Origin of the sequence: Allochromatium palmeri (assembly GCF_009720725.1) — a bacterium.
Taxonomy (GTDB): domain Bacteria; phylum Pseudomonadota; class Gammaproteobacteria; order Chromatiales; family Chromatiaceae; genus Thermochromatium; species Thermochromatium palmeri.
The window spans coordinates 1-23,819 of sequence record NZ_WNKT01000015.1; the positions used below are offsets into that span (position 1 = coordinate 1).

General features: G+C 54.2%; 22 protein-coding genes. 14 read left to right on the forward strand and 8 right to left on the reverse strand.

From position 1 onward, the window contains the following. Positions 1-218: 218 nt before the first annotated feature. The 3 genes from GJ668_RS08720 to GJ668_RS08730 are packed head-to-tail and all read left to right on the forward strand — an operon-like array spanning position 219 to position 3,427. Complete coding sequence (locus GJ668_RS08720; protein WP_155449770.1) at positions 219-1,115, forward strand: S1 family peptidase; 897 nt, start codon at positions 219-221, stop codon at positions 1,113-1,115. 21 nt (positions 1,116-1,136) lie between these two features. After that, positions 1,137-2,504: a sigma-54 interaction domain-containing protein gene (locus GJ668_RS08725; RefSeq protein ID WP_155449771.1), complete on the forward strand. Its 1,368-nt coding sequence runs from the start codon at positions 1,137-1,139 to the stop codon at positions 2,502-2,504. A gap of 14 nt (positions 2,505-2,518) precedes the next feature. Continuing rightward, a complete protein-coding gene (locus tag GJ668_RS08730) occupies positions 2,519-3,427 on the forward strand; it encodes an HDOD domain-containing protein (protein WP_246194741.1) in 909 nt (302 codons plus the stop codon). Positions 3,428-3,470: 43 nt separating this feature from the next. Here the strand turns inward: GJ668_RS08730 and GJ668_RS08735 are convergent, their stop codons facing one another. The 6 genes from GJ668_RS08735 to GJ668_RS08760 form a co-directional block, all read right to left on the reverse strand. Then, positions 3,471-4,865 (reverse strand): TIGR03013 family XrtA/PEP-CTERM system glycosyltransferase, encoded by a 1,395-nt coding sequence (locus GJ668_RS08735; RefSeq protein ID WP_155449773.1) that lies wholly within the window; start codon positions 4,863-4,865, stop codon positions 3,471-3,473. A gap of 56 nt (positions 4,866-4,921) precedes the next feature. Continuing rightward, complete coding sequence (locus GJ668_RS08740; RefSeq protein WP_155449774.1) at positions 4,922-5,113, reverse strand: hypothetical protein; 192 nt, start codon at positions 5,111-5,113, stop codon at positions 4,922-4,924. 67 nt (positions 5,114-5,180) lie between these two features. Next, positions 5,181-6,326, reverse strand: a complete 1,146-nt coding sequence (locus GJ668_RS08745) for a nucleotidyltransferase domain-containing protein (protein ID WP_155449775.1) — start codon at positions 6,324-6,326, stop codon at positions 5,181-5,183. After that, on the reverse strand, positions 6,323-7,258 hold the full coding sequence (locus tag GJ668_RS08750; RefSeq protein WP_246194742.1) for an HprK-related kinase A: 936 nt from the start codon (positions 7,256-7,258) through the stop codon (positions 6,323-6,325). The genes GJ668_RS08745 and GJ668_RS08750 overlap by 4 nt, the downstream gene beginning before the upstream one ends. Next, positions 7,234-7,527, reverse strand: coding sequence for an HPr-rel-A system PqqD family peptide chaperone (locus tag GJ668_RS21230; protein ID WP_155449776.1), 294 nt, complete (start codon positions 7,525-7,527; stop codon positions 7,234-7,236). The genes GJ668_RS08750 and GJ668_RS21230 overlap by 25 nt, the downstream gene beginning before the upstream one ends. Before the next feature lie 64 nt (positions 7,528-7,591). Continuing rightward, entirely contained in the window at positions 7,592-7,963 is a 372-nt protein-coding gene (locus tag GJ668_RS08760) for a hypothetical protein (protein ID WP_155449777.1), read from the reverse strand. Positions 7,964-8,161: 198 nt separating this feature from the next. On the opposite strand from GJ668_RS08760, the gene GJ668_RS08765 reads away from it, so the two are divergent. From GJ668_RS08765 to GJ668_RS08805, 9 genes are all read left to right on the forward strand, one after another. Continuing rightward, entirely contained in the window at positions 8,162-9,385 is a 1,224-nt protein-coding gene (locus GJ668_RS08765; RefSeq protein ID WP_155449778.1) for a TIGR04063 family PEP-CTERM/XrtA system glycosyltransferase, read from the forward strand. 87 nt (positions 9,386-9,472) lie between these two features. After that, entirely contained in the window at positions 9,473-10,891 is a 1,419-nt protein-coding gene (locus tag GJ668_RS08770) for an MBL fold metallo-hydrolase RNA specificity domain-containing protein (protein WP_155449779.1), read from the forward strand. A gap of 52 nt (positions 10,892-10,943) precedes the next feature. Then, a complete protein-coding gene (locus GJ668_RS08775) occupies positions 10,944-12,161 on the forward strand; it encodes a glycosyltransferase (RefSeq protein ID WP_425482481.1) in 1,218 nt (405 codons plus the stop codon). A gap of 19 nt (positions 12,162-12,180) precedes the next feature. Continuing rightward, positions 12,181-13,059, forward strand: a complete 879-nt coding sequence (locus tag GJ668_RS08780; RefSeq protein WP_155449780.1) for a hypothetical protein — start codon at positions 12,181-12,183, stop codon at positions 13,057-13,059. A gap of 11 nt (positions 13,060-13,070) precedes the next feature. Next, positions 13,071-14,417, forward strand: a complete 1,347-nt coding sequence (locus GJ668_RS08785) for a phenylacetate--CoA ligase family protein (protein WP_186342987.1) — start codon at positions 13,071-13,073, stop codon at positions 14,415-14,417. 27 nt (positions 14,418-14,444) lie between these two features. After that, a complete protein-coding gene (locus GJ668_RS08790; protein ID WP_155449782.1) occupies positions 14,445-15,803 on the forward strand; it encodes a putative O-glycosylation ligase, exosortase A system-associated in 1,359 nt (452 codons plus the stop codon). A gap of 60 nt (positions 15,804-15,863) precedes the next feature. Next, positions 15,864-16,847 (forward strand): sulfotransferase family protein, encoded by a 984-nt coding sequence (locus GJ668_RS08795; protein ID WP_155449783.1) that lies wholly within the window; start codon positions 15,864-15,866, stop codon positions 16,845-16,847. 43 nt (positions 16,848-16,890) lie between these two features. After that, complete coding sequence (locus GJ668_RS08800) at positions 16,891-17,652, forward strand: class I SAM-dependent methyltransferase (protein WP_155449784.1); 762 nt, start codon at positions 16,891-16,893, stop codon at positions 17,650-17,652. Positions 17,653-17,672: 20 nt separating this feature from the next. Beyond that, positions 17,673-18,527: a glycosyltransferase family 2 protein gene (locus GJ668_RS08805; protein WP_155449785.1), complete on the forward strand. Its 855-nt coding sequence runs from the start codon at positions 17,673-17,675 to the stop codon at positions 18,525-18,527. A gap of 93 nt (positions 18,528-18,620) precedes the next feature. Here GJ668_RS08805 and GJ668_RS08810 read toward each other — a convergent pair whose 3' ends face one another. Then, positions 18,621-20,174 carry a lipopolysaccharide biosynthesis protein gene (locus GJ668_RS08810; protein WP_155449786.1) on the reverse strand — a complete coding sequence of 518 codons (1,554 nt, stop codon included), beginning with the start codon at positions 20,172-20,174 and terminating at the stop codon, positions 18,621-18,623. 156 nt (positions 20,175-20,330) lie between these two features. After that, positions 20,331-21,401 (reverse strand): glycosyltransferase, encoded by a 1,071-nt coding sequence (locus GJ668_RS08815; protein ID WP_155449787.1) that lies wholly within the window; start codon positions 21,399-21,401, stop codon positions 20,331-20,333. Positions 21,402-21,598: 197 nt separating this feature from the next. Here GJ668_RS08815 and GJ668_RS08820 point away from each other — a divergent pair, with 197 nt between their 5' ends. Together GJ668_RS08820 and GJ668_RS08825 are read left to right on the forward strand one after the other, a co-directional pair. Continuing rightward, a complete protein-coding gene (locus tag GJ668_RS08820) occupies positions 21,599-22,507 on the forward strand; it encodes a polysaccharide deacetylase family protein (protein ID WP_246194744.1) in 909 nt (302 codons plus the stop codon). 155 nt (positions 22,508-22,662) lie between these two features. After that, positions 22,663-23,661, forward strand: a complete 999-nt coding sequence (locus GJ668_RS08825; protein ID WP_186342988.1) for a sulfotransferase family protein — start codon at positions 22,663-22,665, stop codon at positions 23,659-23,661. Positions 23,662-23,819: the final 158 nt, after the last annotated feature.

Below are 23,819 nucleotides of genomic sequence, written 5' to 3' on the forward strand. Positions count from 1 at the left end.
AGAGGACTTGTCTACTCCAACTGTATGTGAGCGAACGATTTTTGCCAGCTGGTAAGATACTTTGTCCAAAGTCCAAACAATAGGGCAAGGGCGATTTTGTTGGCCGCCGGCGCGGACCTCGATGTTCCTGTCCGCCACATCCATCCATGCTAAAGTGTCAGGAATCTTTACCCGACGGGCATGTCCCAAGCTGTTTTTAGGGGGGATTCAACACAGCCATGCGCCCGCTCCATGCCATGCTCGTGCTCTCGTGCCTGATCGGCCCGCTTCCACTCGCCGGCTTGTCCAGCCAGGCGGTGGCGGGTAACGGGCTCATCCAGTGCTATGACCCGGCTCGCGAGCTGGTGACACGAACGCGGCCGGATCTGTGCCAGGGACGCGCGGTCAGCGAGGCCGAGGCCCAGCGGATTCGCGAGCGACGCCGCGACTATGTCAAGGAGTCACTGACAGCGAATGTCAGTCCCGGCGTGATCGGCAAGCGTCTGATCGGCGCCGGTACCGGCTTCTTCGTCGACCGTCGCGGAACCCTCCTGACCAATGCGCATGTCGTCAAGGGCTGCTCACTCCTGACCGTGTCACGGCCCGAAGCCAGCACCCAGCCCGCCCAGTTGCGCGATCTGGACTTCTCGCTCGACCTGGCCCTGATCGACACCGAACTGCAACCGCCCCGAATGGCCACCTTCGCGCCGGCACATCAGCCGATGCCCGATGAGATCACCATCGCCGGCTATCCCGGCCGCAGTTCGACAACACTGACACCCACACTGACAACGGGTGCCATCCCCCAGGGCGGCACCCGCGCCTCGGCGGCGCGCCCCCTGCCCCTCAAGGCCAACGTCCAGCCCGGCAACAGTGGCGGACCCGTGCTCGATCCGGCCGGGCGTGTGATCGGAGTCGTCTTCGCGGCCGTCGATACCAAGCGCGTCTATCAGCAGACCGGACAGATCGTGCGCCATGTCGGTCTGGCGATCCCCAACGCCATTGCGTTAGGCTTTCTGAAACGAAACGGTATCCAACCCAGGATCGACGACGCGTCACCGCCTGCCGACGCGCCGGCGCCCGATCTACTCGAAGCGACCCAGGGCTACCTGGCACGCATCGAGTGCTGGCTCTAACGACCTTGCCAACAAGACCCTATGACACGGACTTCGCTACTCTCCAGCCTGCTGCGTGCCCAGCATCAACCCTTTCTCATCATTGATGCCGAGGCACGCATCCGCTTCGTCAATGAGGCCGTCAAAAGAGTCTTCGGTCTGACACAGGCCGATCTGGCCGAGTGTCCGTGCTGCCGCCTGGATGTCGTGGCACAGAGCGATTGTCGGCATCAACGCTTCTTCCGCGACCTGGAACCCTACTCCGAGACCCATGCCCTCATCGGCCCCAAGGGCGAACCGCTGTTCGTGCAGATTCAGGGCTTTCCGGTCCTTGACGAAGACGGCCAGGTCTATCTTGGTGAGTCACTGCGCCTGCTCAAGCCGGACACGACCACGGCCGGTGATGCGACCATCGTCGGCCGCTCGGCCGTCACCCAGACACTCATCCGCGCGCTCGCCCAGTCGGCGGTCACCGATGTCTCGGTGCTGCTGCACGGCGAGACCGGATCGGGTAAGGAACTGGCGGCCGAATACATTCATCGTCACTCACCGCGTGCCTCCGGGCCCTTTGTCGTCGTCGACTGTACGGTTCTGAGCGAGGATCTGGTCGAAAGCGAGCTCTTCGGCCATGTCAAAGGCGCGTTCACCGGCGCCGTAGGCCACAAGACCGGCCTGCTGGAACTGGCCGACAAGGGCACGCTCTTCCTCGACGAGATCGGCGATCTGCCGCTCTCACAACAGCCCAAGCTGCTGCGCGCGCTCGAAAGCGGACAGTTTCGTCCCGTCGGCTCGAACCAAACGCGGCACGCCGATGTGCGCGTCGTCAGCGCCACGCATCAGGATCTCAGACAGTTGGTGCAAAGCGGTACCTTCCGCCAGGACCTGTTCTATCGGCTGGCGGTCTTCCCCATCGAAATTCCGCCGCTCAGAGCACGACGAGAGGATATTCCAAGGATTGTGGACCATATCTTGCAGGATATTTCGTCAACAGCCGGCCGCGAGTATCGCGTCCACAAAGAGGCCATGCGCAAACTCTTGTTGTACGACTATCCAGGGAACATTCGTGAGCTACGCAACATCATCCATCTGGCGGCGGCCATGACTCCGAACCACGAGATCACGGAGGACGGTATCCGTTTGCCACTGGCCGCGTCGACGGCCTCGGCTACGCCCGCGCGCGCCTGTCCTACGAACTTTGGCCGCCGTAAGACGGATTATGAGCACGCTGAGCGGCTCTCGCCCATCGAAACCGCTGAAGCCGATTACATCCTGGATCTGCTGCGACAACACCATGGTCGGCGCAAGGACGTCGCCGAGCGGCTCTCGATCAGCGAGCGGACACTCTACCGCAAGCTCAAGCGCTATGGCCTCAACACTCCTAGCGCAACGCTGCGCAACAACGCTGGATGATGATGTCAACCGACATGGCTACACATATCGCTCTGTGGAATTTGAGCAGCGCCTTCGGTCGTTGTCGGGAGGCCCCGCATCCAATCACCGACATCCAGGCGCTCATTCGTGCCAACGACGACCTGCCGCCCCTGCCCGAAATCACGCGCCGTCTGCTGCATTTTCGCGATGACCCCAACGCGAACGCCACCGGGCTGGCCGAGATCATCGAACTCGATCCGTTACTGGCCGGGCAGATGCTGCGCTGGGCCAACTCGGCCTACTATGGCTTGCGCCAGCCGACCGAGAACGTGCGCGATGCCATCGTGCGGGCACTCGGCTTCAATGTCGCGCTGGCACTGGCACTGGCGCTGGCCGCGCTGCGTCCGCTCGAAACACCCAACCAGGGACCGATCGGGCGGGATCGTCTCTGGCGCCATGGTCTGCAATGCGGCGTGCTGATGCGCGAACTCGCCGCCGGGCTGCCGGATGACCGACGTCCGCCTCCAGGCGTGATCCAACTGGCCGGTCTCACCCAGAACATCGGCTATCTGCTGCTCGGACACCTGCTGCCCGATTCATTTCATCTACTGAGCCGCCTGATCGAGCGTAACGCGACCCTGACCCTGCCCGCGCTCGATCGTCTGGCGCTCGACGTCGAGCATGGTCAGCTCGGTCAATGGCTGTTCGAGGTCTGGGACATGCCGCCGGCCTTGCAGGCAGTGGTCCGCCATCACCACAATCCCGGCTACGAAGGCGAACACGCCACACTGGTGCTGTTGACCGCCCTGGCCGATAGCCTGCTGCATGACACTCAGCGTGGTCTGGGCGCCCCGCCGATCGAGCCCCACACCCGCGAGCGACTGCGAGAACGTTTGGGCCTCGATGCTGAAGCCTGTGCGCTGGCGCTGGAAAGAATGCGGACACCTGAGGACGAGGAATAGAAGGGCCTGGAACCGGCCTGAAGGTGCGAGGCGTCCGTTTTCGTTACACTGCCCCCTTGCCGAACAGCACGACCTCGACGGTCTGAAGCAGGATCAAAAGGTCCAGAAAAGTACTGTGGTTCTTGACATAGTAAAGGTCGTACTCGAGCTTGCGCAGGGCATCCTCTTCCGAGCTGCCATAGGGATAGCGCAACTGCGCCCACCCCGTCAGTCCCGGCTTGACCCGACTGCGGGCGGCATAGAAAAAGTTCTTCTGTAAAAGGTCGGCGACGAACTCCGGGCGCTCCGGGCGCGGCCCGACGAAGCTCATCTCACCTTTGAGCACGTTGATGATCTGCGGCAGTTCATCGATACGGGTCTTGCGGATGAAACGTCCCACACGAGTGATGCGCGGATCGCCCTTGGTCGCCCAACGCGCCCGACCATCGGACTCGGCGTCCATGCGCATGCTGCGGAACTTGATGACCTCGAATGGAAACCCATTGATCCCGACCCGGACCTGACGATAGAAGATCGGATGACGAAACCGGCTCTCTACGGCGATGGCCAGGGCGGTCAGCAGCATCACGGGGCTGAAGAGGATCAGAAAGCTCAGGGCGGTCAGCACGTCCATAACGCGCTTGATGAACATGGTCATGGCGCCATGCTTGAAGCCATCGGTGTGCAGCAGCCAGCTTGGGTTGAGCAGGTCGAGCTTGACCAGGCCGAGTTCGCGTTCGAAGAAAGATTGTGGCTGAAGTACCTGAATGCCCGACATGCGACAGTCGAGCAATTCCTCCATGGGCATGGCGCCGCGCCGGTCGCGCACGGCGAGCAGAACCTCATCGGCCTGGCGTTCCAGGGCGATGTCAGCCAGAGGGCGATCGTGCTCGACGAACCATTCGGGATGCGAAAGGGGCGGCGATGGGTCCGTAGAGACCGGAACGACACCCACGATCATGAGTTCATCGGCGCCGGCATCGATCACTTCGTCGATGAGTTCGGAATCACCGAACACCAGCACCCGGCGCCTGAACAACCAGGGTCTGGATTGATAGATCGCCATCCGCAGCCCGGCCACGGCGATGAAGGACAGGATCACGGTCAGCGCCAGGATACTGCGCCAGAACTCCAGGCCCGGAAAGATAAAGGCGAGTGCGGCCAGGAGCGCGGCGCCAAAGATGAGTGAGACGAGGATGCGAATCAGCAGTCCATTCAACCCCTCGCGAGCGCTGGCCTCGTACAGCCCCATGGCCGCCATCGAAAGCATGAACGTCAGGGCAACGACGATGGCGTAGCCGGCCAGGATGAGCGGCTCGGTCATTTCCTCGTTGCCCATCAGCCAGAATCGCAGGTGCTGGGCCAGGATGAAGGCCGCGCCGAATAGCACTGTCTCAACCAGGGCCAGCAACAGCAACGGCAGGCGCATGTAGTGCCCGAATACGCGAATCGAATGCATCCGTCAGTCCAGTCAAATTCAAAACATGGCCAATCCGGGCTAGCGCCTTAGCACACTCAACGCGACAGGGCCTCGAGCTTGATCAGACAGCCGGTGGCGATCAGCCCGACTCCGACCATGAACAGGGTCATGGCCTCGAAACTAAGTAGATAGTAAGACCCGGCGAGCTTGGTGAGTCCCGCTACCAGACAGATCAGCACGCCCAGTGCGCCGATCGCCGAACCTGCCGTGGACAAGCGTTGTTTCATCGGAATCACCTCAAAAGTTCAGGGAGAACGAACCATTGTGCCCAAACCGTCGCGCGGTGGTCAGTCCTTACAGGCGTTTCAGATCCTGAGGCGTCAATTCCACGCGCTTGGGCACTCCACGGACTCTAAGCCAAGCCTTATACACGATATGCCGGACCAATAGCCAGGGCGGCATGCGCAACCAATGTGCCCGGACATAGAGCAGCCAGCGTGCCAGGGCTGCGCGCCGGAGCGGATGATCCGGGTGTCCGGGCAGGATGGCCAGGGGCACCAGGTGATCCATGAGGACGCGCAGCGGGCGGATCGGCGCCCAGTGCTCGCTGGCTTCGATGACCGGTTGCGGGATCTCGCACTCCAGCAGACGCTGAGCGAAGCGCACGCCATAGTATAGCGGACGACCGAGCCCGAAGGCTTCGGCGCGTGGGGCCAGTCCTTCCCAGAATCCTGGTTCTCGGCCGAAATGGTCGAGCAGGTCAGCGACGTCGACCAGGTCGCGCAGTCGCAGGCCCTCTTGCGGGTCGCCTTCGAGAAAGAGGTGAACCAGGGCGTGCAGGACCATGTCGTGGGGGGCCAGCACCCGGGCGCGCGAGTCGGCGACCGGGCGGGTGTGCTCGAACAGCGGGGCTGGATCGAAGCTCAGACGGCTGGTGCGTGGCAGCAGGCGGTGGTGGATGTCGATCTCGTTTTCGCGCTCGCGATGGCGCAGCGGCGGGATTTCGTGCATCCAGACGCGGTAGTAGCGGTCGTCGTAGGGGTTGATCGGCAGCCGCATCCAGCCGCGTTCCAGCAGGCGTGTTTCGATCGTCGGGATGTCGGCGTGCGGCACCAGGAGATCCAGGTCGGCGAAGAAGCGTCCGCGTGCGGCGGGCAGTTCGGCCAGGACATAGGCCACGCCCTTGAGGGCGATGATCGGCACCTCGAGTCCTTCGGTCGCCCAGAGGATGCGGTTCAGCTCCCAGGTCAGGAGTGTGTGACGATGCTGGACCAGATTGCGCGCTGAGCGCAGATGGTTGGCGGCGCGCTCGGGGATGGCGTCCAGCCGGTCGAGGGCGGCGAGTTGGGCCTCCAGGCGTCCGATCAGGCGGGTGCGGCGGGCGACGCGCAGGAGCAGATCCCAGTCCTCCAGGCTCCAGTCGGGTAAGGTCTCGGGGGCGCGTAAGGCTGCCAGCAGTAGCCGATTGGCCCGCTCTGTCTGCCGTGACGATTCCGTCATGGAGTGGTCCGGGTGAGTTCGTCGAGTGCTTTGAGGGCTTCGTCGAGATCGGAATAGATCAGGGAATAGCAGTCGCAGTCATTGACCATTTGTCCGACGAGTTCGAATGAGGTTTGACCGAGGACTTCGTAGTTGAAGGCGTTGGTCGCTACCATCAGAAAGGCCTCGGATTTGAGCATCGGTTCCAGACGCAGTGGTGAGCCGGCGACCCAGCGCGGGAAGACGAACCAGCCGGGGCGCGCGGTCTCGTGCATGCGCTCGACGCTTTCGGTCGGCGGGCGGACATGGGCGATGGTGCCCTTACGCGTGCCGTGGAAGGATGGGCCGATATGGGCGTTCGGGGCGAATGAACGGATGACTTCGATGGATTCGTTCTTGAGCGGGATCAGGCGTGGTAGGGGTAACAGGGCGCCATCCTCGGGGCGGACCAGGCCGAATTCGTCGCAGAACAGGCGCCAGCCGGAATGGACTAGAGCGGCGCAGAGGGTCGATTTACCGTGGCCGGGCCAGGCTGGGAGGATGAGGGCGCGGCCGTTGCGTTCGACGACGGCAGCGTGGAGCATCAGCAGATGATGGCAGCGCTTCGCAATGCACCAGTTGAGGCCCCATTCGAGCATGGGGAGGTGGTGATGGGCGGGAAGTGGTTGAAAAGGCGGAAGCCCGTCGACAAGAAATTGAATTTGAGGACGCAGCCAGCGACGATGTGAACCAGATTTGACAAGCCGAACATGAAAATCGCGAGTACTTAGGGTAGCACTAAGGGGGTATTCGCACCACATTTCGTGCAAAAAAAATTTAGCTTTAGGTGCATCAATATTTAGATTGATTTTAAAAGGGCCAATTAGTATATCCAGCCCAAAAAAGTCAATTTTTGACGAAAAATCTGTGTAGCGAAGATCTCCAATTTTTAACATTTGCTGGGATAATTGCATTTTATAATTCCAAGCTCTTCAAATCGCTCCAAAAGAATCTTAAGATTCTCATAAGAACAACTTGGGCGCGCACGGTTCCCATCCAAAAAATCCAGAAGATCCTCAATTCTGGCAGGAGAAGCGGACAGCCGCTTCAGAATACTCGCGCCTGTTGCATTTAAAAAATGCGTTTCCCCAGAAACAGCATGATAGAATATATATTCTTTATTGAATTCAATATGCAAAAAACATGAGCTGCAAATCAATTCAAATACAGATTGGCCGCACATTAGCTAATGCTTCTGCGTTCAGCAAAAAATGAAAACATCAACTGCTATCATCTATTAAAAAAGCTTAATTGCAAAAATTAGCACCTAATGAGGCTGCTGACGAAGCAGTAACTAAGTTGAAGTTACACTGGAGAGCATCTGGCGTTCCATCATTATCATTGTCGATTGAAGAGAAAGCAGCGTAAGTGCCATCGCTATTCAGACAGCGATAGCCTTCAGGAGGATTTTTCTCAACAGGGAATGTTTGTGTATTGGTAACAACATCCAAGCAACTGCTAGTTTGCGCCAAGGCGGAACCACTGCGCAGTGTCAAAATCATCGGAGCGACGGTAGCGGCACCTTTGATCAGCCGTCGGCGGTTCGTACTGACTTGCACTTTGACTCTTGTTTCAGTCGAATTTTGCTCATCGCTGCGAACAGTCGATTGATTAGTCACGCTCGTTTACTCCAAAAACTTGTAAATTTTTAATATAAATGAATCATTTTGCGCTAGTATTCACCGTTGAAGCCGTCAACAAAATGACGAAACATTAACAACAGTCCGCTGAGCTTTTAGCGCATCTGTCCTGAATTCTTAGGCAAAATTGCCACATCTTGACACTTACATCCAGCTCACCACCATCGCAGGGCTATGATGCAAATACTGCACATTCTGGACCACTCGCTCCCGCTGCACTCCGGCTACAGTTTCCGCACGGCCAACATCTTGCGCGAACAGCAACGGCGCGGCTGGGAAACGCACCAACTCACAGGCCCACGCCAAACCGGCTGCACAGTCAGCGAGGAAACTGCCGAGGGTCTGCATTTCCATCGCACCCCGGCACCAACCGGACTCGGATCACGCCACCCACTCATCGGCCCCTGGCTGGAAACCCGTCACACCGAACAGCGCCTGCTCGAACTCGCCACGCGCCTCAAGCCCGACATTCTACACGCCCACTCACCCGTACTCGACGCCCTGCCCGCACTCCGCGTTGCGCGCCGTCTCGGTCTCCCCATCGTCTATGAGATCCGCGCCTTCTGGGAAGACGCCGCCGTCGACCACGGTACCACACACGAGGGCAGCGCCCGCTATCGCGCCACCCGCGCCCTCGAAACCTGGGTCATGCAACGAGTAGACCACCTCTTCACCATCTGCGAGGGCCTGCGCCGAGACATTCTCGCGCGTGGTATCCCGCCGGACAAGGTCACCGTCATCCCCAATGCGGTCGACATCGAGCATTTCCAACTCGCCAGCCCCCCGGACCCTGAACTCAAACGCCAACTCGGACTCGACGCCAGCGCCCGCCTCCTCGGCTTCATCGGCTCCTTCTACGCCTATGAGGGTCTGGATCTGCTGCTCGACGCCTTGCCCCGCCTGCTCCAGACCCATCCCGATCTCCGCGTGCTTCTGGTCGGCGGCGGACCCCAGGAGGCCAACCTCAAGGCCCAGGCCCAGCGGCTCGGCCTCGCCGATAAAATCGTCTTCACTGGCCGCGTGCCGCATACCGAGGTCAATCGCTACTATGATCTTGTCGATCTGCTGGTCTATCCGCGTCACTCGATGCGTCTGACCGAACTGGTTACCCCGCTCAAGCCGCTGGAAGCCATGGCTCAAGGACGGCTGCTCGTCGCCTCCGATGTCGGAGGACATCGCGAACTGATCCGCGATGGCGAGACGGGCGGACTCTTCGCCGCCGGAGACGCCGAGGCGCTGGCTCAAGCCATCCGCGACCTGCTCGCACACGAATCAGGCTGGCCTGCCATGCGCCAGGCGGGGCGTCGGTTCGTCGAACAGGAGCGTAACTGGACTCAAAGTGTAGCCCATTATGCCGCTCCCTACACGCGCCTCATCGAACACGCGCACAGATCGCGTTAAAGTATACATCGCAACCTGGTATCGATCAGTCGCCGGCCTTTGCTATGATGCCGTTAAGGCAGCGAGGATAGACATCAAGTTCCGAACATGGCCGCTCAACTGTCAACCCATGACTTCATCCGACACCACGGCGCCGTCGATGGTGTGACAGGCTCCTGTCATGAACTGACACTGGGTGACGGACGCTCGATTCTGATCGACTGCGGACTTTTCCAGGGTGCTGAGACCGCCGCCAACGGCACGGCCGGCGCCGAGCAGCTCCAGATCGAGTTTTCGGTCGAACGCGTGCTGGCACTGATTGTCACCCATGTCCATATCGACCATGTCGGGCGTCTGCCCTATCTGCTCGCGGCTGGTTTCAAGGGACCGATTCTGTGCAGCGAAGCCTCGGCCGAACTCCTGCCTCTGGTGCTGGAGGATGCGCTCAAGATCGGCGTCACCCGCGACGCGCGGCTCATCGCGTCGGTGCTCGATCTGCTGCGCGCGCGGATCATCGCCCTACCCCACGCCCACTGGTTCACGCTTGCCGAGGGCGATCCCGGTCTACGGGTCCGGCTGCAACCGGCCGGTCATATCCTGGGTTCGGTCTATGTCGAATGTGATCTGCGCCAGGGCGGTCAGGCACAGCGTCTGCTGTTCTCAGGCGATCTCGGCGCGCCCTACACGCCGCTCCTGCCCGCGCCCAAATCGCCCTACCGCGCCGATGTCGTGGTGCTCGAAAGCACCTATGGCGACCGGCTCCACGAAGATCGGCGTGACCGCCGTCAGCGTCTGCGCGCCATCGTCGAGCATGCGTTCGACAATGGCGGGACATTGCTGATTCCGGCTTTCAGCATCGGGCGCACGCAGGAACTGCTCTATGAGCTGGAAGCGATCATTCATCAGTATCGCCAGCGACGGCTCACGGCCGGTCGGACCTGGGACGATGTCGAAATTGTCCTCGACTCGCCGCTCGCGGCTGACTTCACCGCCGGTTATGCGCGGCTGCGCGCGCACTGGGACCGCGAGGCCAAGCGCCGCCTCCAGTCCGGGCGTCATCCGCTCGACTTTGAGCAGGTACTGACTGTTACCGATCATGCGACGCATCTGCGCACGGTCGAGTATCTGACCCGCTCGGCGCGTGCGGCCATCGTCATCGCCGCCAGTGGTATGTGCGCCGGCGGACGGATCATCAACTATTTGAAAGCCATGCTCGGCGATCCGCGTCATGATGTGCTGTTCGTCGGCTATCAGGCCGCCGGCACGCCCGGTCGCGCCATCCAGCGCTATGGGCCGCGCGGCGGCTATGTCGATCTCGACGGTCAACGCTATGACATCCGCGCCGGTATCCATACGCTTGGTGGCTATTCGGCGCATGCCGACCAGAAGGATCTGATCAACTTCATCGGGCGCATGCGCGTCAAGCCGCACGAGGTGATCTTGGTGCATGGCGAGACGGGGGCCAAGCAGCGTTTGCAGGCAGCGCTCAGGGCGCGGTTTGCGGGGATGGAGGTGCGGATTGGTTGACCGCACAGAAGCTGCCGCGTTTTCGGTGACATCAAAAAACCTGATGGAGCCGATAGGGCAAAATAGGCGATCACATATCGTCGTTCTTAGCAGCCTTTTCCCTAGCCGTCTCCAACCTCAGGCGGGTTTATTCGTGCGCGAACGTATGTTTCGGGTTAGCGAGCACATACCCGTGGCCGTCATCGCACCGACACCCTGGTTTCCATTTCAGTCAATCCTAAGACGCTGGCGACCACATTTTCGTCCTGGCGCACCGCATTATGAGCGCCAGGATGCGCATGATGTCTGGTATCCACGCTTTATTTCGATTCCCAGCCTGCTCAAACAATTCGATGGCCTTGCTATGGCGCTGGGTGCTTGGCCGCGTCTGCGCGCGCTACACCGTGCCGGACGTTTGGATCTGATCGATGCCCATTTCGGCTACCCGGAAGGTTATGCAGCGGTTAAGCTCGGCCGTTGGCTTGGCGTGCCTGTGACCATCACGCTGCGCGGTACCGAAGCTCGTCATGCGCGCGATCCTAAGCTGGCCCCTTTGCTGAAATCGGCCCTGGAAGATGCAACGCACATCTTTGCCGTCGCCGAATCACTCAAGCAAGTCGCCATTGAGCTTGGCGTCCCGTCAAGCAAAATCGAGGTCATCGGGAATGGCGTGGATACGCAACGCTTCAGACCATTTGACCGCCAGCAGGCGCGCACCCAACTCGGGCTTCCTGCTGATGCCCCTATTCTGATCTCGGTTGGCGGATTGGTCGAGCGCAAAGGATTTCATCGCGTTATCGCGCACTTGCCACGGCTGATCGAGCACTGGCCTAATATCCTGTATCTCATCGTCGGTGGTCCCAGCGCTGAGGGCAACAACCGGTCTGAACTCGAAACGCTTGCGGCGCAACTCGGCGTGGAACAGCATGTGCGCTTTCTCGGCACGGTCGCCCCGGATCAACTGGCGATTCCACTATCCGCCGCCGATGTTTTTGTTCTCTCCACCCGCAATGAAGGTTGGGCGAATGTCTTTCTGGAAGCCATGGCCTGCGGTCTGCCCGTGGTGACGACTGATGTGGGTGGTAACCGGGAAGTGGTCAGTGACCCGCGCCTCGGGATTGTCGTACCATTTGATGACTCAGGCGCCTTGCTTGCCGCTCTCGCCGATGCCTTGGCGCGAGACTGGGATCGGGCGGCAATCCGACGCTATGCCGAGACCAACGACTGGGGTGAGCGGGTCGCGAGGTTATGTCTAGCTTTAAATCGCATTATTTCACAAGATAAATATTAATGTCTCGTTGGAGCGATTGATGGATACTTCCGAAGATAAAATACAGCGGCGAATATTTGCTACTGGCACAGGTGACTGGCGTTTCTTTGATTATCCAATGTCGACAGTACATGAAGCCGCTCAGCACTGGAAGCGTGAGTTAATTGGTGTAGAAAAGCCATGGTTATGTTGGAATGTAGATCATGATTGGTGTTTAGCCCAACAGCGACAGGTAAAATCAGTGGGATGGACGCCTGTTGTAGGATATGACCCACGAATCGGGCCTCCCGAAATAATCAAGGGTGCAATATTAATCGACTTCAACAAAACATTTCGCTTTCCAACGATGTGGCTTCATTTCCCACTGGAATTTGCTCATTTATTTTGCAAAAAACTAGCTTTTTGGCATGCTGATTTACTATTGCGTCAACCTGTAGCAGAAAAATATGCTTTGCTATTTGAAAAATTAGAAGATGGCGAAATGGCAGCAACACCTGATTACGGTGGCATATCCCGAAAAATATTTCGTCGCCATACGCAAAGATACTGGGAAGTATTAGGCTGTACAACTCAAGGCGCAAGTAATAGTCAATTTGAAAACGGATGCGGATGGTGGAAAGGTTTTTTTGACCACCCGCAAAATAAAAAACACCCTGAAATCCAGAGGAATTTGCGAAAATATTATTGGGATTGCGGCGTTGGAATTATGTATTGGAAAAGAAACATTGGAGGAAAAATTTATGATTTGAATTTTAAAGAGGTCAATGAAGGTCATTGCACAGGAATAGGAAGGAAAGATTACATTCGATCGTCTCCCAATAATGAGCTGCGCGATCTAAACGCTGAACTTTCCAGCAACTATGATCTTCGGGAAGTATGCAAGAGATTAGATGTAACCTTTTTGCTTCATAACATTTGAGTCAGTCTGGGATGCATCCATTATTTCACAGATCAATGATATCCATTGCCGCCCCGCGGCGTGTGCAATTAATGCGGATGATTCAGGGGCGCATAGGCTGGAATGCAAGCCAGGTGCGTGAATTTCAGGAGCAAAGACTGCGCGAAACGATTCGCTATTGTTGGGATTTTGTACCCTATTACAGAGAGAAATGGCAAGGTTATCTCTCCAGACCGGAAGATATCACTTGCATCGCCGACCTCGAACGGCTCCCGATTCTTACCAAGGATGAATACCGCAGTAATCGCAATCTTTTGGAGGCTGCGGCTCCCAACCTTAAATGCAGTGAAGGTCGCACGGGCGGAAGCACGGGAAAGCCTATTCTCTATCAGACCTGCCACGAAGACGAGGAGACGGCCTGGGGACAGATGTATACCGGCTGGAGCTGGGCAGGTTATCGACTCGGCGACCCCTTTCTGGTTATTGGTGGCGAATCCATCGGCGTCGGTCTGAGTGACCGCCGGACCAAAAAAGACCGGGTCATGAATCGCTGGGTCACCAGTGGGTCTAATATCACGCTCGAGCGTGTCAGACATTTTTCGACTAGCCCCATATTCAAGAAAATCCGCTTTATCTACGGTTATCCGAACTCGATCAGGGAATATGGTGAGCAGTTGCATCGTCTCGGGATCCGATTCCCATACCTGCGCGGGATCGTCTGCACGGCCGAGGTCATGACCGACGAGACTCGCTCTAGGATCCACGAATGTTTCGGAGCAGAGGTCCGCATCCTCGATCAATGGGGAATGTTCGATGGTGGGATCCAGGGCTGCGAGAGCATTGAGCACAATGGTCTGCATGTGCATTTTCACTCAGGGATGCTTGAGATCGTCGATGACGACGGGAAGCAGATCAGTGAGCCCAACAAGGTCGGCAGAGGGCTTGCGACCTCATTCACCAATACCTGCACCCCCTTCGTCCGCTATGATACGGGCGACATGGTCCATTGGCTTGAGGATACGCCATACGCCTCGGGCGTCCGCTGGCCGCGTATCGGCCCCGTGGACGGACGCACCGGAGATGTCATCTACCTACCGTCGGGCCGCAGCATCCCCATGCCTGGCCTGACCCTGGTGATGCGCTGGATCGACGACCTCTATCAGTATCAATTCATCCAGACCGGCCCGCAGGCGGTCGAGGCCCGCCTGAATCCCGGACCGGGCTTCGCGATGAGCAAGGATGAAATCGAGCGATTCCTTCGCGCGCGGATCTCGGACGAAATCGACTGGACGATCGCGCTCGGTCCCCCACAGCTGACACCGAATGGTAAGCTGCTGATCATCCGCAACGACTGGAAACGCAATCAGGGGTGCGCGTGATCCATCCTCCGAGACCGTCCTTTTCTCATGCGTGATCTGCTGATCGTCGCCATCGTCATGGCCGCCGCAGTCATGGCGCTCTCGCGCGCCTGGATCGGGGTGATGCTATGGACCTGGCTTAGCATCATGAATCCGCATCGCTATAGCTATGGCTTCGCCTATTCCTCCCCCCTCGCGGCAATCGCCGCATTGGCGACCTTGATCGGAGTGCTAACATCGAAGGAGAAGCAATCACCCTTCAAGGGATCAACTGTTACAGTTTTTTTTATTTTCGTGATATGGGTCACAATCTCTTGGCAGCTCGGCGTCGACCCCTCCGGGGATTACGAGCAATGGAACAAAGTCATCAAGATTTATTTCATGACCTTCATTGCACTCGCTCTGTTGAGCAATAAATATCATATCATCGTGTTCACTGCCGTGACTGTCGGATCGCTCGCCTTGATCGGTATCAAGGGCGGCATCTTCACCATCATGACTGGCGGCTCCTATCGCGTCTGGGGTCCACCTGGCTCGTTCATCGGCGGCAACAATGAACTTGCCCTGGCCCTGATCACCGTCGTCCCGCTCCTACATTTCTTGCAGCTGCAGGTGAAAAACGTATGGCTCCGCCACGGATTCAGTGCCTCGATGCTGCTGTGTACAGCCGCCGCGCTCGGTAGTCAGTCTCGCGGCGCCCTGCTTGCTCTCGTCGCCATGGGAGGAATGTTTTGGTGGCGAAGCCAGAAAAAAGGCATGATGACGGTGATGATCGCAGTAGTTGCACTCTCGCTCATCCCCATGATGCCTGAAAGCTGGTTTAATCGTATGGAAACGATTGAGACCTATGAGGAAGACGGGTCTGCGATGGGCCGGATCAATGCCTGGATCGTGGCTTGGGAGGTCGCGAAGACGCATTTCTTCGGAGCAGGGATGTTCTATCAACACCAGTTTTTTTTCAATGCCTACGGAACCTATGAAGTCACAGTGCGTGCTGCGCACAGCATCTATTTTCAAATACTTGGGAACCACGGCTTTGTCGGCTTATTCTTGTTCCTGCTGCTTTTCTTACTGATTTACCGCGATGGCGGCTGGCTGCGCAAGCATGCCCGCCATACTCCCGAAGCAAAGTGGGCTGCGGATCTCGGCGCTATGATTCAAGTTGGCCTTGTTGGGTATGCTGTTGGCGGCGCTTTTTTGAGCCTGGCTTATTTCGATCTACCCTATAATATGATGGTAATGGTCGTAATAGCGAAGCGCTGGGTCCAGGAAAAGGGTTGGGAATCCGATCCCAAGATGCCATTTTTGCAGTATGCTGGACTCAAGAAGGCAGACTCCACCCACGGTCGCCGGCAACTCCCCGGCCCTACTGGCGTGAATCGAAATGCTTTCAAAAGGCGGCCCTGAGCGCGCCGAGTATATCTACCATGCTTGCCCTCGCGCATAGAGCAATCAAGATATCACACGATGACCAAGCCTAAGTCACACGCCTTGATCGTCCTTGGAATGCACCGCAGCGGAACCTCCGCTATCACCGGTGTGTTGCATCGCCTTGGGGTTACACTCGGTCCCAAACTTTACCGGGGACACGCCGGGATCAACGACAAAGGATATTTCGAGCACGCCGACATCGCAGATACGAACAACAACGCATTGCTGCTTCTAGGCTCGAGTTGGGATGATATCCTGCCGCTTGAGAACGACTGGTGGCAGGATCCGCGTCTTAAGCCGCTGGCAATCAAGCAGCGCAAATACCTACGCCGGGATTTTTCCAATACCTTGCTTTGGGCGATCAAGGATCCGAGAGTCTGCCGGCTTCTTCCTTGGTGGCAGCATTGCATTTTAGAGCCAGAGGGAGTCGATGCGCGTTACTTGCTGATCGTCCGCGATCCCTTGGAAGTTACGAATTCACTGATGCGCCGCGATGGATTCAGCGAAAGGAAATCAATGCTGCTTTGGTTGGAGCATAATCTTCAAGCCGAGTATTGGACACGCAATCACATGCGGACCTGTCTCGCCTTTGATTTACTGCTTGCCGATCCTGAGAATAGTCTCAATCAAATTGAAAAAGATCTTAAATTATCTTTTTCAATTTCAATCGCAAATGCTCTTCCGAGTATTAAAACATTTCTTAATGCTGATCTTCGCCACCACCGTCAATCAAAACAGCCCAAAGAATTAGAGACATTGGCGGATTTAGCTTATCAACTATACCAAGTGATGGGTGGTGCCGACAAAAGTTGGCTCAATTTAAACCTAAATGACTATTTTTTAGAATCTTTTAAAAAAAATCGATTAAAAGATCAATCGGTTTTGATCGAACATTTAAAATCAGTTTCCCTCCAAAATGGAAATAGCAGATTTTTGATTCAAAAAATTTTTCGCTCGCATGCTTGGCAATTAGGAAAGCCATTTCGTTTTATAGAACGAATGCTTGGCGGCGAAGCCTAACACATTCAAAAAATTAATTTTCTTGGTAAAATGAGGCAAAATAATGATAAATTTTTCTGAAGTTGTTATTACTACTATTTTTTTAATAAATACATTTATATTAATTTATGTCATAAAATTAGTACTATGGATTCATCGAAATCTACCCAAAACACATGACATTAGACAATACATATTACAGCTTGGACGGCAACAAGAAATTCTTGATTCTATATATCTTAAATTAAATCTAAAAAAAGGTTCACTTCCACCAAGCCGAGGATACGCTGCTTCTCCTGATTTTCTTCATCTCATTATTACAGAGTTTGATCGTATAATGCCAAGTGCTGTTCTTGAATTTGGTTCTGGAATTAGTACGATTGTTACCGCGCAGCTTTGCAGAAATCAAGGCTTTGGGCGTGTGATTTCAATCGACCACGATCCGTTATATTCTCAAGAAACTGAAAAAAAATTAAAAGAGCTGAATTTAGATTCCTACGTTACTATGATAGTACGACCTCTCACAGATACTCATGCTACACAGTATAGTCGTTTGTGGTATGGGTTGGATTTACAAGAAATCGATTTTGAAGCTGATATGATAATTATAGATGGCCCACCTATCAATCTTGCTGGGCCTTTTGCGCGGGAGCCATTTGTCGATTTTTATAAAAAATTAATTAAAAAACCTGTTAGTATTTTGTTAGACGATGGCGATCGCGAGGGCGAATCGCATATTGCTCATTATTTAACTAATGTATTTCCATCTGCAACAAAAAAGTTTTTACCCTTAGAAAAAGGTGCATGGGTAATAAAAAATAAATAAAATAAATTGGGGTAAATATAATGAGAATTGTTGCTATAGTAATGGTATATAACGAAGAAATTTTCATAGAAAATATGCTTCGTAATTATTTAGAGCAAGGCGTAGAAGTATATTTATTAAATAACGATTCCACAGATCGAACAATCGAAATCGCCACTAAGTATTTGACTGAGAATCTCATAAAAATCGAGCGATTTCCAAAGAAAAAATATTTTGATTTAAGAGAAGTTTTACGCAAAAAAGAAGAAATTGCAGAAACGCTTGGCGCGGATTGGTATCTTCATGCAGATGCTGATGAAATTAGGTTGCCTCCAAAAGGTCAAAAAACCTTAAAGACTGCAATCGAGGAAGTTGATCAAAAAGGTTTTAATGCTGTCAATTTTATGGAATACACATTTGTACCTACCACTGAAAACCCTATACATTTACCAGAATCTTATATGGATACTATGAAATGGTATTATCCATTTGCTCGAAATTACCCTCACCGGGTTAATTGTTGGAAATATATTCAAAAAACCCCCACTTTATTTGAGCATATTTTAGAACTAAAACGCCATGGTCGTTGGTTAGTTCCAAGCGCCAGACTAGGTGGCGGTGGTCACAGAATTGAATTTGAAAATCGAAAAATATTTCCACAAGATTTTATAATGCGACACTACATTGCAATATCAAGAGAACATGCTATTCAAAAATATGTTCCGCGATTACACAAACCAGAAAATACTGTTTCACTTCACGGTTGGCGTGCATCTGCAAAAAGTGAGGATTTTCGATTGCCATTTCAATCTGAAATGAAATTATATACTAACGATGAAAATCTTGATCCTTCTAAACCGTTACGTGAACATTTAATTATCAAAAAAAATGCTTAAACCGCGTCCAGAATGAGATGCGTCATTGTGTTTTAGGTGCGGATGAAACCGCACCTAAAAATGACGTTTCTTGAACTAAACTAAAAATTGTCGTTAGTGTAAATTTCTATAAAAATTTTTTTTATCCAAAGAATAACCTGTAACAAAATAAAGAGCAGTTCCAAATAAAGGAAATCGCTTAGAAAAATATTCTACCAATTCAAATTCTATACCTGCTTCATGTTTCGATAGCCGCCATAAAAATAATATGGAAATAATGTAAACAAATCCACCAATCATCAGATCAAGTCCTGTGCGCAAAAACGCCGACAGCGAATCTTGATGAAAAACAATCATGGCAGCAACCATAATGCTAGTTGCAATAAGCGGCCTAATAAAAGCATGTGAAATCTCGAACAACTTTGCAAGATTGCCCGCGCCAATATACAACATCAAAGGCAAAAATAATAAAGATGTGGTTGTCTTCGCCCAAGCGATCGCTGTGATCGATTCGCCGAACTGTGCGGCAAACCATAGCGTGAATGCCAAAAGCATTACCTCGCCAACACGTATCAAAGAAACCTCTCGTGCTTTTCCGAGCGCCATAAGCAAGGGGCCTGCAGCAGATGAAATATTGCTCGCGGCAGCCCCGATAATCAGTATCTGCAACAAGGGTATGACTTCAATCCATTTTGGTCCAAAGACAATCGTTACAAAATCCTCCGCGACAAAGGCCAAAGCCATCGTAATCGGAAGCGTGAAAGTCGCAAATGCCCCCACAACACGTCGATAAGATCGTTGGAGGCGCTCTTTGTCATTGGCTACTTTGGCATATCCTGGAAGAAGCGCGCGACCTAAAGGTTGCACAAGCTCCGAGGAGAGCATGTTGGCCACATCACCTGCCAAATAATAAGGACCAAGCGTCTGCGCGCCGAAGTACCGTGCAATAATCAGTTGGTCGAACTGTGTGCGAAAAAAATTCGCAAGATCCCGGATCATGATCCACAAGGAAAAACCTAGAATGTCTTTTCTAGCCTGCAACGACAGGCTAGGACGGTTGTCTGACATGACGTATCCCGTCACGATTCGACTTAATGTCGCAAAGATGGTGCCGATCACCAGTGCCCAATAATTGCGAAAAATTATCGCGAGGATGATCGTCGCAACCGCGCCAATCGCCCGAGGTATCAGATTATAAATAAAATCTTTGCGAAAGAGGAGTTGCTGCCTGAATGTCGCCGAAGCCATGTTGCCAAAGGCATCTATGAATACCGTACCAGCGGAGACTAGCAGAATTGGATAGAGGCGGTCTTCTGCGAAGAATTGTGCAGCGGGATCGGCTACGGAGATGATCGCCAAGGCGATGATCGTCTTGAGGATTAGGCGAATCGTCCATGCCGTATTCAGGTGCACTGGAGTGAGTTCAGGCAAACGAATCACTGCAAGCTCGACGCCGGCGTCCGCAAAAATGGTCAAGAACCCTGTGACCAGGGCTACCATAGCGATCAGCCCGAAATCCTCTGGCGCCAGCAACCGCGCAAGAACGACGGTGCTGCCAAGACCAATGAGGCGCATCACCCAACGCATGCTCACCATCCAGGCCGCACCGCGAATGACCTCTCCCGAGAGATTCTGATATTTTTCTGGCTGCCGCTTGGGCTCTGACATCTTTAGAACTCAGCAGGACTCAGCAACCGTCCGCAGATTATTTACCTCTATGCAAGAGGCAGCGAACTTGGTACTGGTAAGGGTTAGATCGACACAGAAATGGTGAAGGTATTCAAAATTTGGCGATGATGGAAATGGGCGATAAGCTGATCGTGATCACTGACGGCGCCAAAAAGTCGCTGCAATCTTAAGCTCGGTTGATAAGCGCTCCAACAAAGTCGGCCGCCAGTGACTGAGTTCAGAATACCTTGCCAATTGCGCCAATGCAGCAAATCCTAAATGACGATTTCCCGACGCAACGACGACTGACCACCAGACTTGGGACGCTAGTTCGCGAAGAGCCTGTCGTTCATGATCCACCAAACCGGGCTGAGTCATGAATGCCGCCAACACTTCAGTCATGATGCCACCGATCTGGTCCATCTCGTCCAAAGAAGCGGCTGGACGTCGTTCGACCAGCACTCGCCAGATCCGCTCAACTTCTTCATCACTGAGTGTCCGCTGCAGCAATTCTCCGTAGGCGCGCCCCAGCGACCGCTGGCCGTTCGCTGTCATGGTCTTATATTGGCGAATACTGGTATTTTCGCCATGTTTGCGGTAGACAACCATGGGCTGGTCGAGGGTGACCAGCCGGCCAACGCTGGCGATTCGCAGATAGAGATCGAAGTCCTCGGCGTAGTGAAATGCCTGATCGAAGAAAAGATCGTGGCGGCGTAGAAACGCCAATCGGACACAAATCGCCGAGTAGGTTACATTGTGCCGCCCAAAGAAGAGTCCCATGTGCACCAATACGGGCTGATCCAGCGCACGCATTGAATCACGCTGCCGTCGCCCGTCGCGCAAGAGATCAACGGTCGTGGAAACCAAATCGGTCCCAGGGTTGCGGTCAAGATATTCGACTTGTGTCTCCAATCGACGTGGTAGGCTGATATCATCCTGGTCGGTCGGCGCGAAGAACTCACCCCGTGCCTCGCGAATTGCCCGGTTGCGGCTCAGGCTGATCCCGAGATTTTGCTCGTTGACGAGACAGCGGATGCGCGGATCGCCATAGGAGTGGATGATCTCCAATGTTTGATCGCTCGAGCCATCGTCGACGATGAGAAATTCGAAGTCGGTGAAGCTCTGATTGAGTATCCCTTCGATCGTTTCCTCAAGGTAGGCCGCACCATTATAAGTCGTCATTGCCACCGTGACGCGGGGTGAACCCTGGCTCGCTCGACTTGGCATGGCGATCTCCACATTTTAAAGCCCATCATCATCGCAATCTCCAAGGAGATAATCAAGGACTGTCATCGATTGCTACCGGTAGTATCATTAGGGGAAACCAACAGAACCAAGACACTATGATATCCCCCGACTTCGTCTTTATATCAACGTATCGTGCCATCATTCGTGCCTTGTCGCCTCCAGGTGCGAAAGCGAAGTTGTCGATCCTGATCTTCCATCGCGTCCTTGCAGAACCGGATCTTCTCCAGACAGATCTCATTTACGCCCAAAAATTTGCTGATATCATTGATTTATTTAGAAAAATATTCGATATACTCCCTCTATCCGAAGCGATAGAGCGACTGCGCAGTGGCACACTCCCCGCGCGGGCTGGGTGTATCACATTCGATGACGGCTACGCCGATAACCTAACGGTCGCCACCCCGATACTTAAGCACTATGGGCTCCCAGCCACTGTTTTCGTCGCGACCGATTATCTGAATGGTGGTCGCATGTTCAACGACACCATTATCGAGGCCGCTCGGCGGGCTCCGCTAGGGCGTTATGAACTCAGCCAACTCGGACTGGGTCTAGCCGACCAGGAATTGATGGACCTGTCGTCTCGAGTGGCACTGATCAAGCATATATTGCCAAAAGTCAAATATTTGTCTGTCACAGCGAGAGCACAGGCAGTCGATGCGATTGTCGCACGGCTCAAGGTCGACATCGCGGATCTACCACGAGACCTGATGCTCACCACTGAGATGCTTCAAGCATTACACCAAGCCGGAGTCGAGATCGGGGCCCATACGCGACGCCACCCGATCCTCGCCGGACTCTCCGACTATGAAGCGGAGCAGGAGATAGCCGAGGGCAAACACTGGCTTGAGGAGTGCTTAAAGACTGAGATCCGCGTGTTCGCCTATCCCAATGGCAAACCTGGAGTAGACTACAGTCCTCGCGATGCCGACCTTGCCAAAAAGCTCGGGTTTATCGGGGCGGTATCGACCGCTTGGGGGGCCGCCAGCCGGAAGACCGACCCTTATCAATTGCCAAGGTTCTCTCCTTGGACACATAATTCTTGGGGTTTTACGATGCAGTTGTCTCGCAATCTAATGCATCAATGATATCGTAACCGTTCACCCTGCCCTAGCCCATCCAGCAGGGGAGGTGAAGACGCCAAGGTACTGCCGTAGGCGCCCTTCCCCTAATCATGTTTGGGTATGTTGCGAAGGAAAATTATAAGCGCCTAAAGTCGATCAACCTTTCAGGATGCAGTCAATTGGATAAAACCGACACAAATATCAGCACGCCAGGCTCATTTATTTTTCTTGCCGGGATGCCACGCTCTGGAACGACATGGATCGCCAAGATCTTTGATAGCCATCCTGATGTTCTCTATCGCCATGAACCAGACAGTCGAGGGCGATTGAATGCGATTCCGTTATTTGCTCAAAGGGCGAACGCAGAATCTCATAATAATGATTTCCAGAAGTTTCTCGAGTGCGTCTCACATTTGCGCGATGAGAAAACTTGTGCATCCCTTCCCATATTCCCGAAATCTTACATTTCCCCGTCTGCCCAGCTTATTCAGGGGGCAATGATTTATTTGGCAAAATCAAGCGCCAAAGTGCTTGGCCGCAGCTATGTCCCACAATTATTCAACACTAAGCGCCACCCACAAATCCGACTGACTTGGAAATCAATCGAATCTTTAGGACGAATCGGCCTGATCGCAACTCTTGCCCCGGATTCGAGGTCGCTTCTGATATTGCGCCATCCATGTGGCTATGTCGCATCGACCTTGCGTGGTGAAACAGGCAAGCAGTTCGAATGTCTTGATTCGGCTGCCGAGGATTATGGACTCTTCGAGCCTCTGCTCGCCGCTCCCTCATCCTCGAAGTTCGGCCTGACGATCGATAGCTTAAAAAAATTAGATCCAGTAGAGCGATTGGCTTGGCGCTGGGTATTATATTACGAGCATGCCATCTCTGAGGTATCGAGCCTCTCTCAGGTCTGCATCGTACGCTATGAAGATTTTTGCGCTGATCCAATCATGGAGGCCCGCCAAGCATTCCAGTTTACTAACCTGAACTGGAGCCTACAAACTGAACGATTCATTGCCAGCAGCACAGCCAAAGACGTCAAAGGCTATTACAGCCTGACACGGAATCCGTTATCGGCGAGCCGGCGATGGGAAACAGAAATAGATCGCTCGATACAGCAACGAATCTGGAATATTGCCGGCGACACCGCGCCAGGAAGATACTATGATTTTTAGACGCAACTGTTGCACCCCGCTAATCGTTTACTGCGACCACCCCAATCACTACCGGCATCTGCAACTAGACTCTTGCTTATTCGCGGAGTTTTAAATTACTCTGAATCATGCGCATGACAATCAGTGGGATTCGATCATCATCTTATCGCACAAATTTG

Coding starts and splice junctions, on each gene's coding strand:
- GJ668_RS08740 (WP_155449774.1), bottom strand. CDS start 5,113: ATGAAACAACGCTTGTCCACGGCAGGTTCGGCGATCGGCGCACTGGGC.
- GJ668_RS08750 (WP_246194742.1), bottom strand. CDS start 7,258: ATGCAATTATCCCAGCAAATGTTAAAAATTGGAGATCTTCGCTACACA.
- GJ668_RS08745 (WP_155449775.1), bottom strand. CDS start 6,326: ATGACGGAATCGTCACGGCAGACAGAGCGGGCCAATCGGCTACTGCTG.
- GJ668_RS08815 (WP_155449787.1), bottom strand. CDS start 21,401: ATGCCAAGTCGAGCGAGCCAGGGTTCACCCCGCGTCACGGTGGCAATG.
- GJ668_RS08790 (WP_155449782.1), top strand. CDS start 14,445: ATGCGTGATCTGCTGATCGTCGCCATCGTCATGGCCGCCGCAGTCATG.
- GJ668_RS08780 (WP_155449780.1), top strand. CDS start 12,181: ATGGATACTTCCGAAGATAAAATACAGCGGCGAATATTTGCTACTGGC.
- GJ668_RS08800 (WP_155449784.1), top strand. CDS start 16,891: ATGATAAATTTTTCTGAAGTTGTTATTACTACTATTTTTTTAATAAAT.
- GJ668_RS08765 (WP_155449778.1), top strand. CDS start 8,162: ATGCAAATACTGCACATTCTGGACCACTCGCTCCCGCTGCACTCCGGC.
- GJ668_RS08725 (WP_155449771.1), top strand. CDS start 1,137: ATGACACGGACTTCGCTACTCTCCAGCCTGCTGCGTGCCCAGCATCAA.
- GJ668_RS21230 (WP_155449776.1), bottom strand. CDS start 7,527: ATGTGCGGCCAATCTGTATTTGAATTGATTTGCAGCTCATGTTTTTTG.
- GJ668_RS08735 (WP_155449773.1), bottom strand. CDS start 4,865: ATGCATTCGATTCGCGTATTCGGGCACTACATGCGCCTGCCGTTGCTG.
- GJ668_RS08810 (WP_155449786.1), bottom strand. CDS start 20,174: ATGTCAGAGCCCAAGCGGCAGCCAGAAAAATATCAGAATCTCTCGGGA.
- GJ668_RS08785 (WP_186342987.1), top strand. CDS start 13,071: ATGCATCCATTATTTCACAGATCAATGATATCCATTGCCGCCCCGCGG.
- GJ668_RS08720 (WP_155449770.1), top strand. CDS start 219: ATGCGCCCGCTCCATGCCATGCTCGTGCTCTCGTGCCTGATCGGCCCG.
- GJ668_RS08795 (WP_155449783.1), top strand. CDS start 15,864: ATGACCAAGCCTAAGTCACACGCCTTGATCGTCCTTGGAATGCACCGC.
- GJ668_RS08805 (WP_155449785.1), top strand. CDS start 17,673: ATGAGAATTGTTGCTATAGTAATGGTATATAACGAAGAAATTTTCATA.
- GJ668_RS08770 (WP_155449779.1), top strand. CDS start 9,473: ATGGCCGCTCAACTGTCAACCCATGACTTCATCCGACACCACGGCGCC.
- GJ668_RS08730 (WP_246194741.1), top strand. CDS start 2,519: ATGGCTACACATATCGCTCTGTGGAATTTGAGCAGCGCCTTCGGTCGT.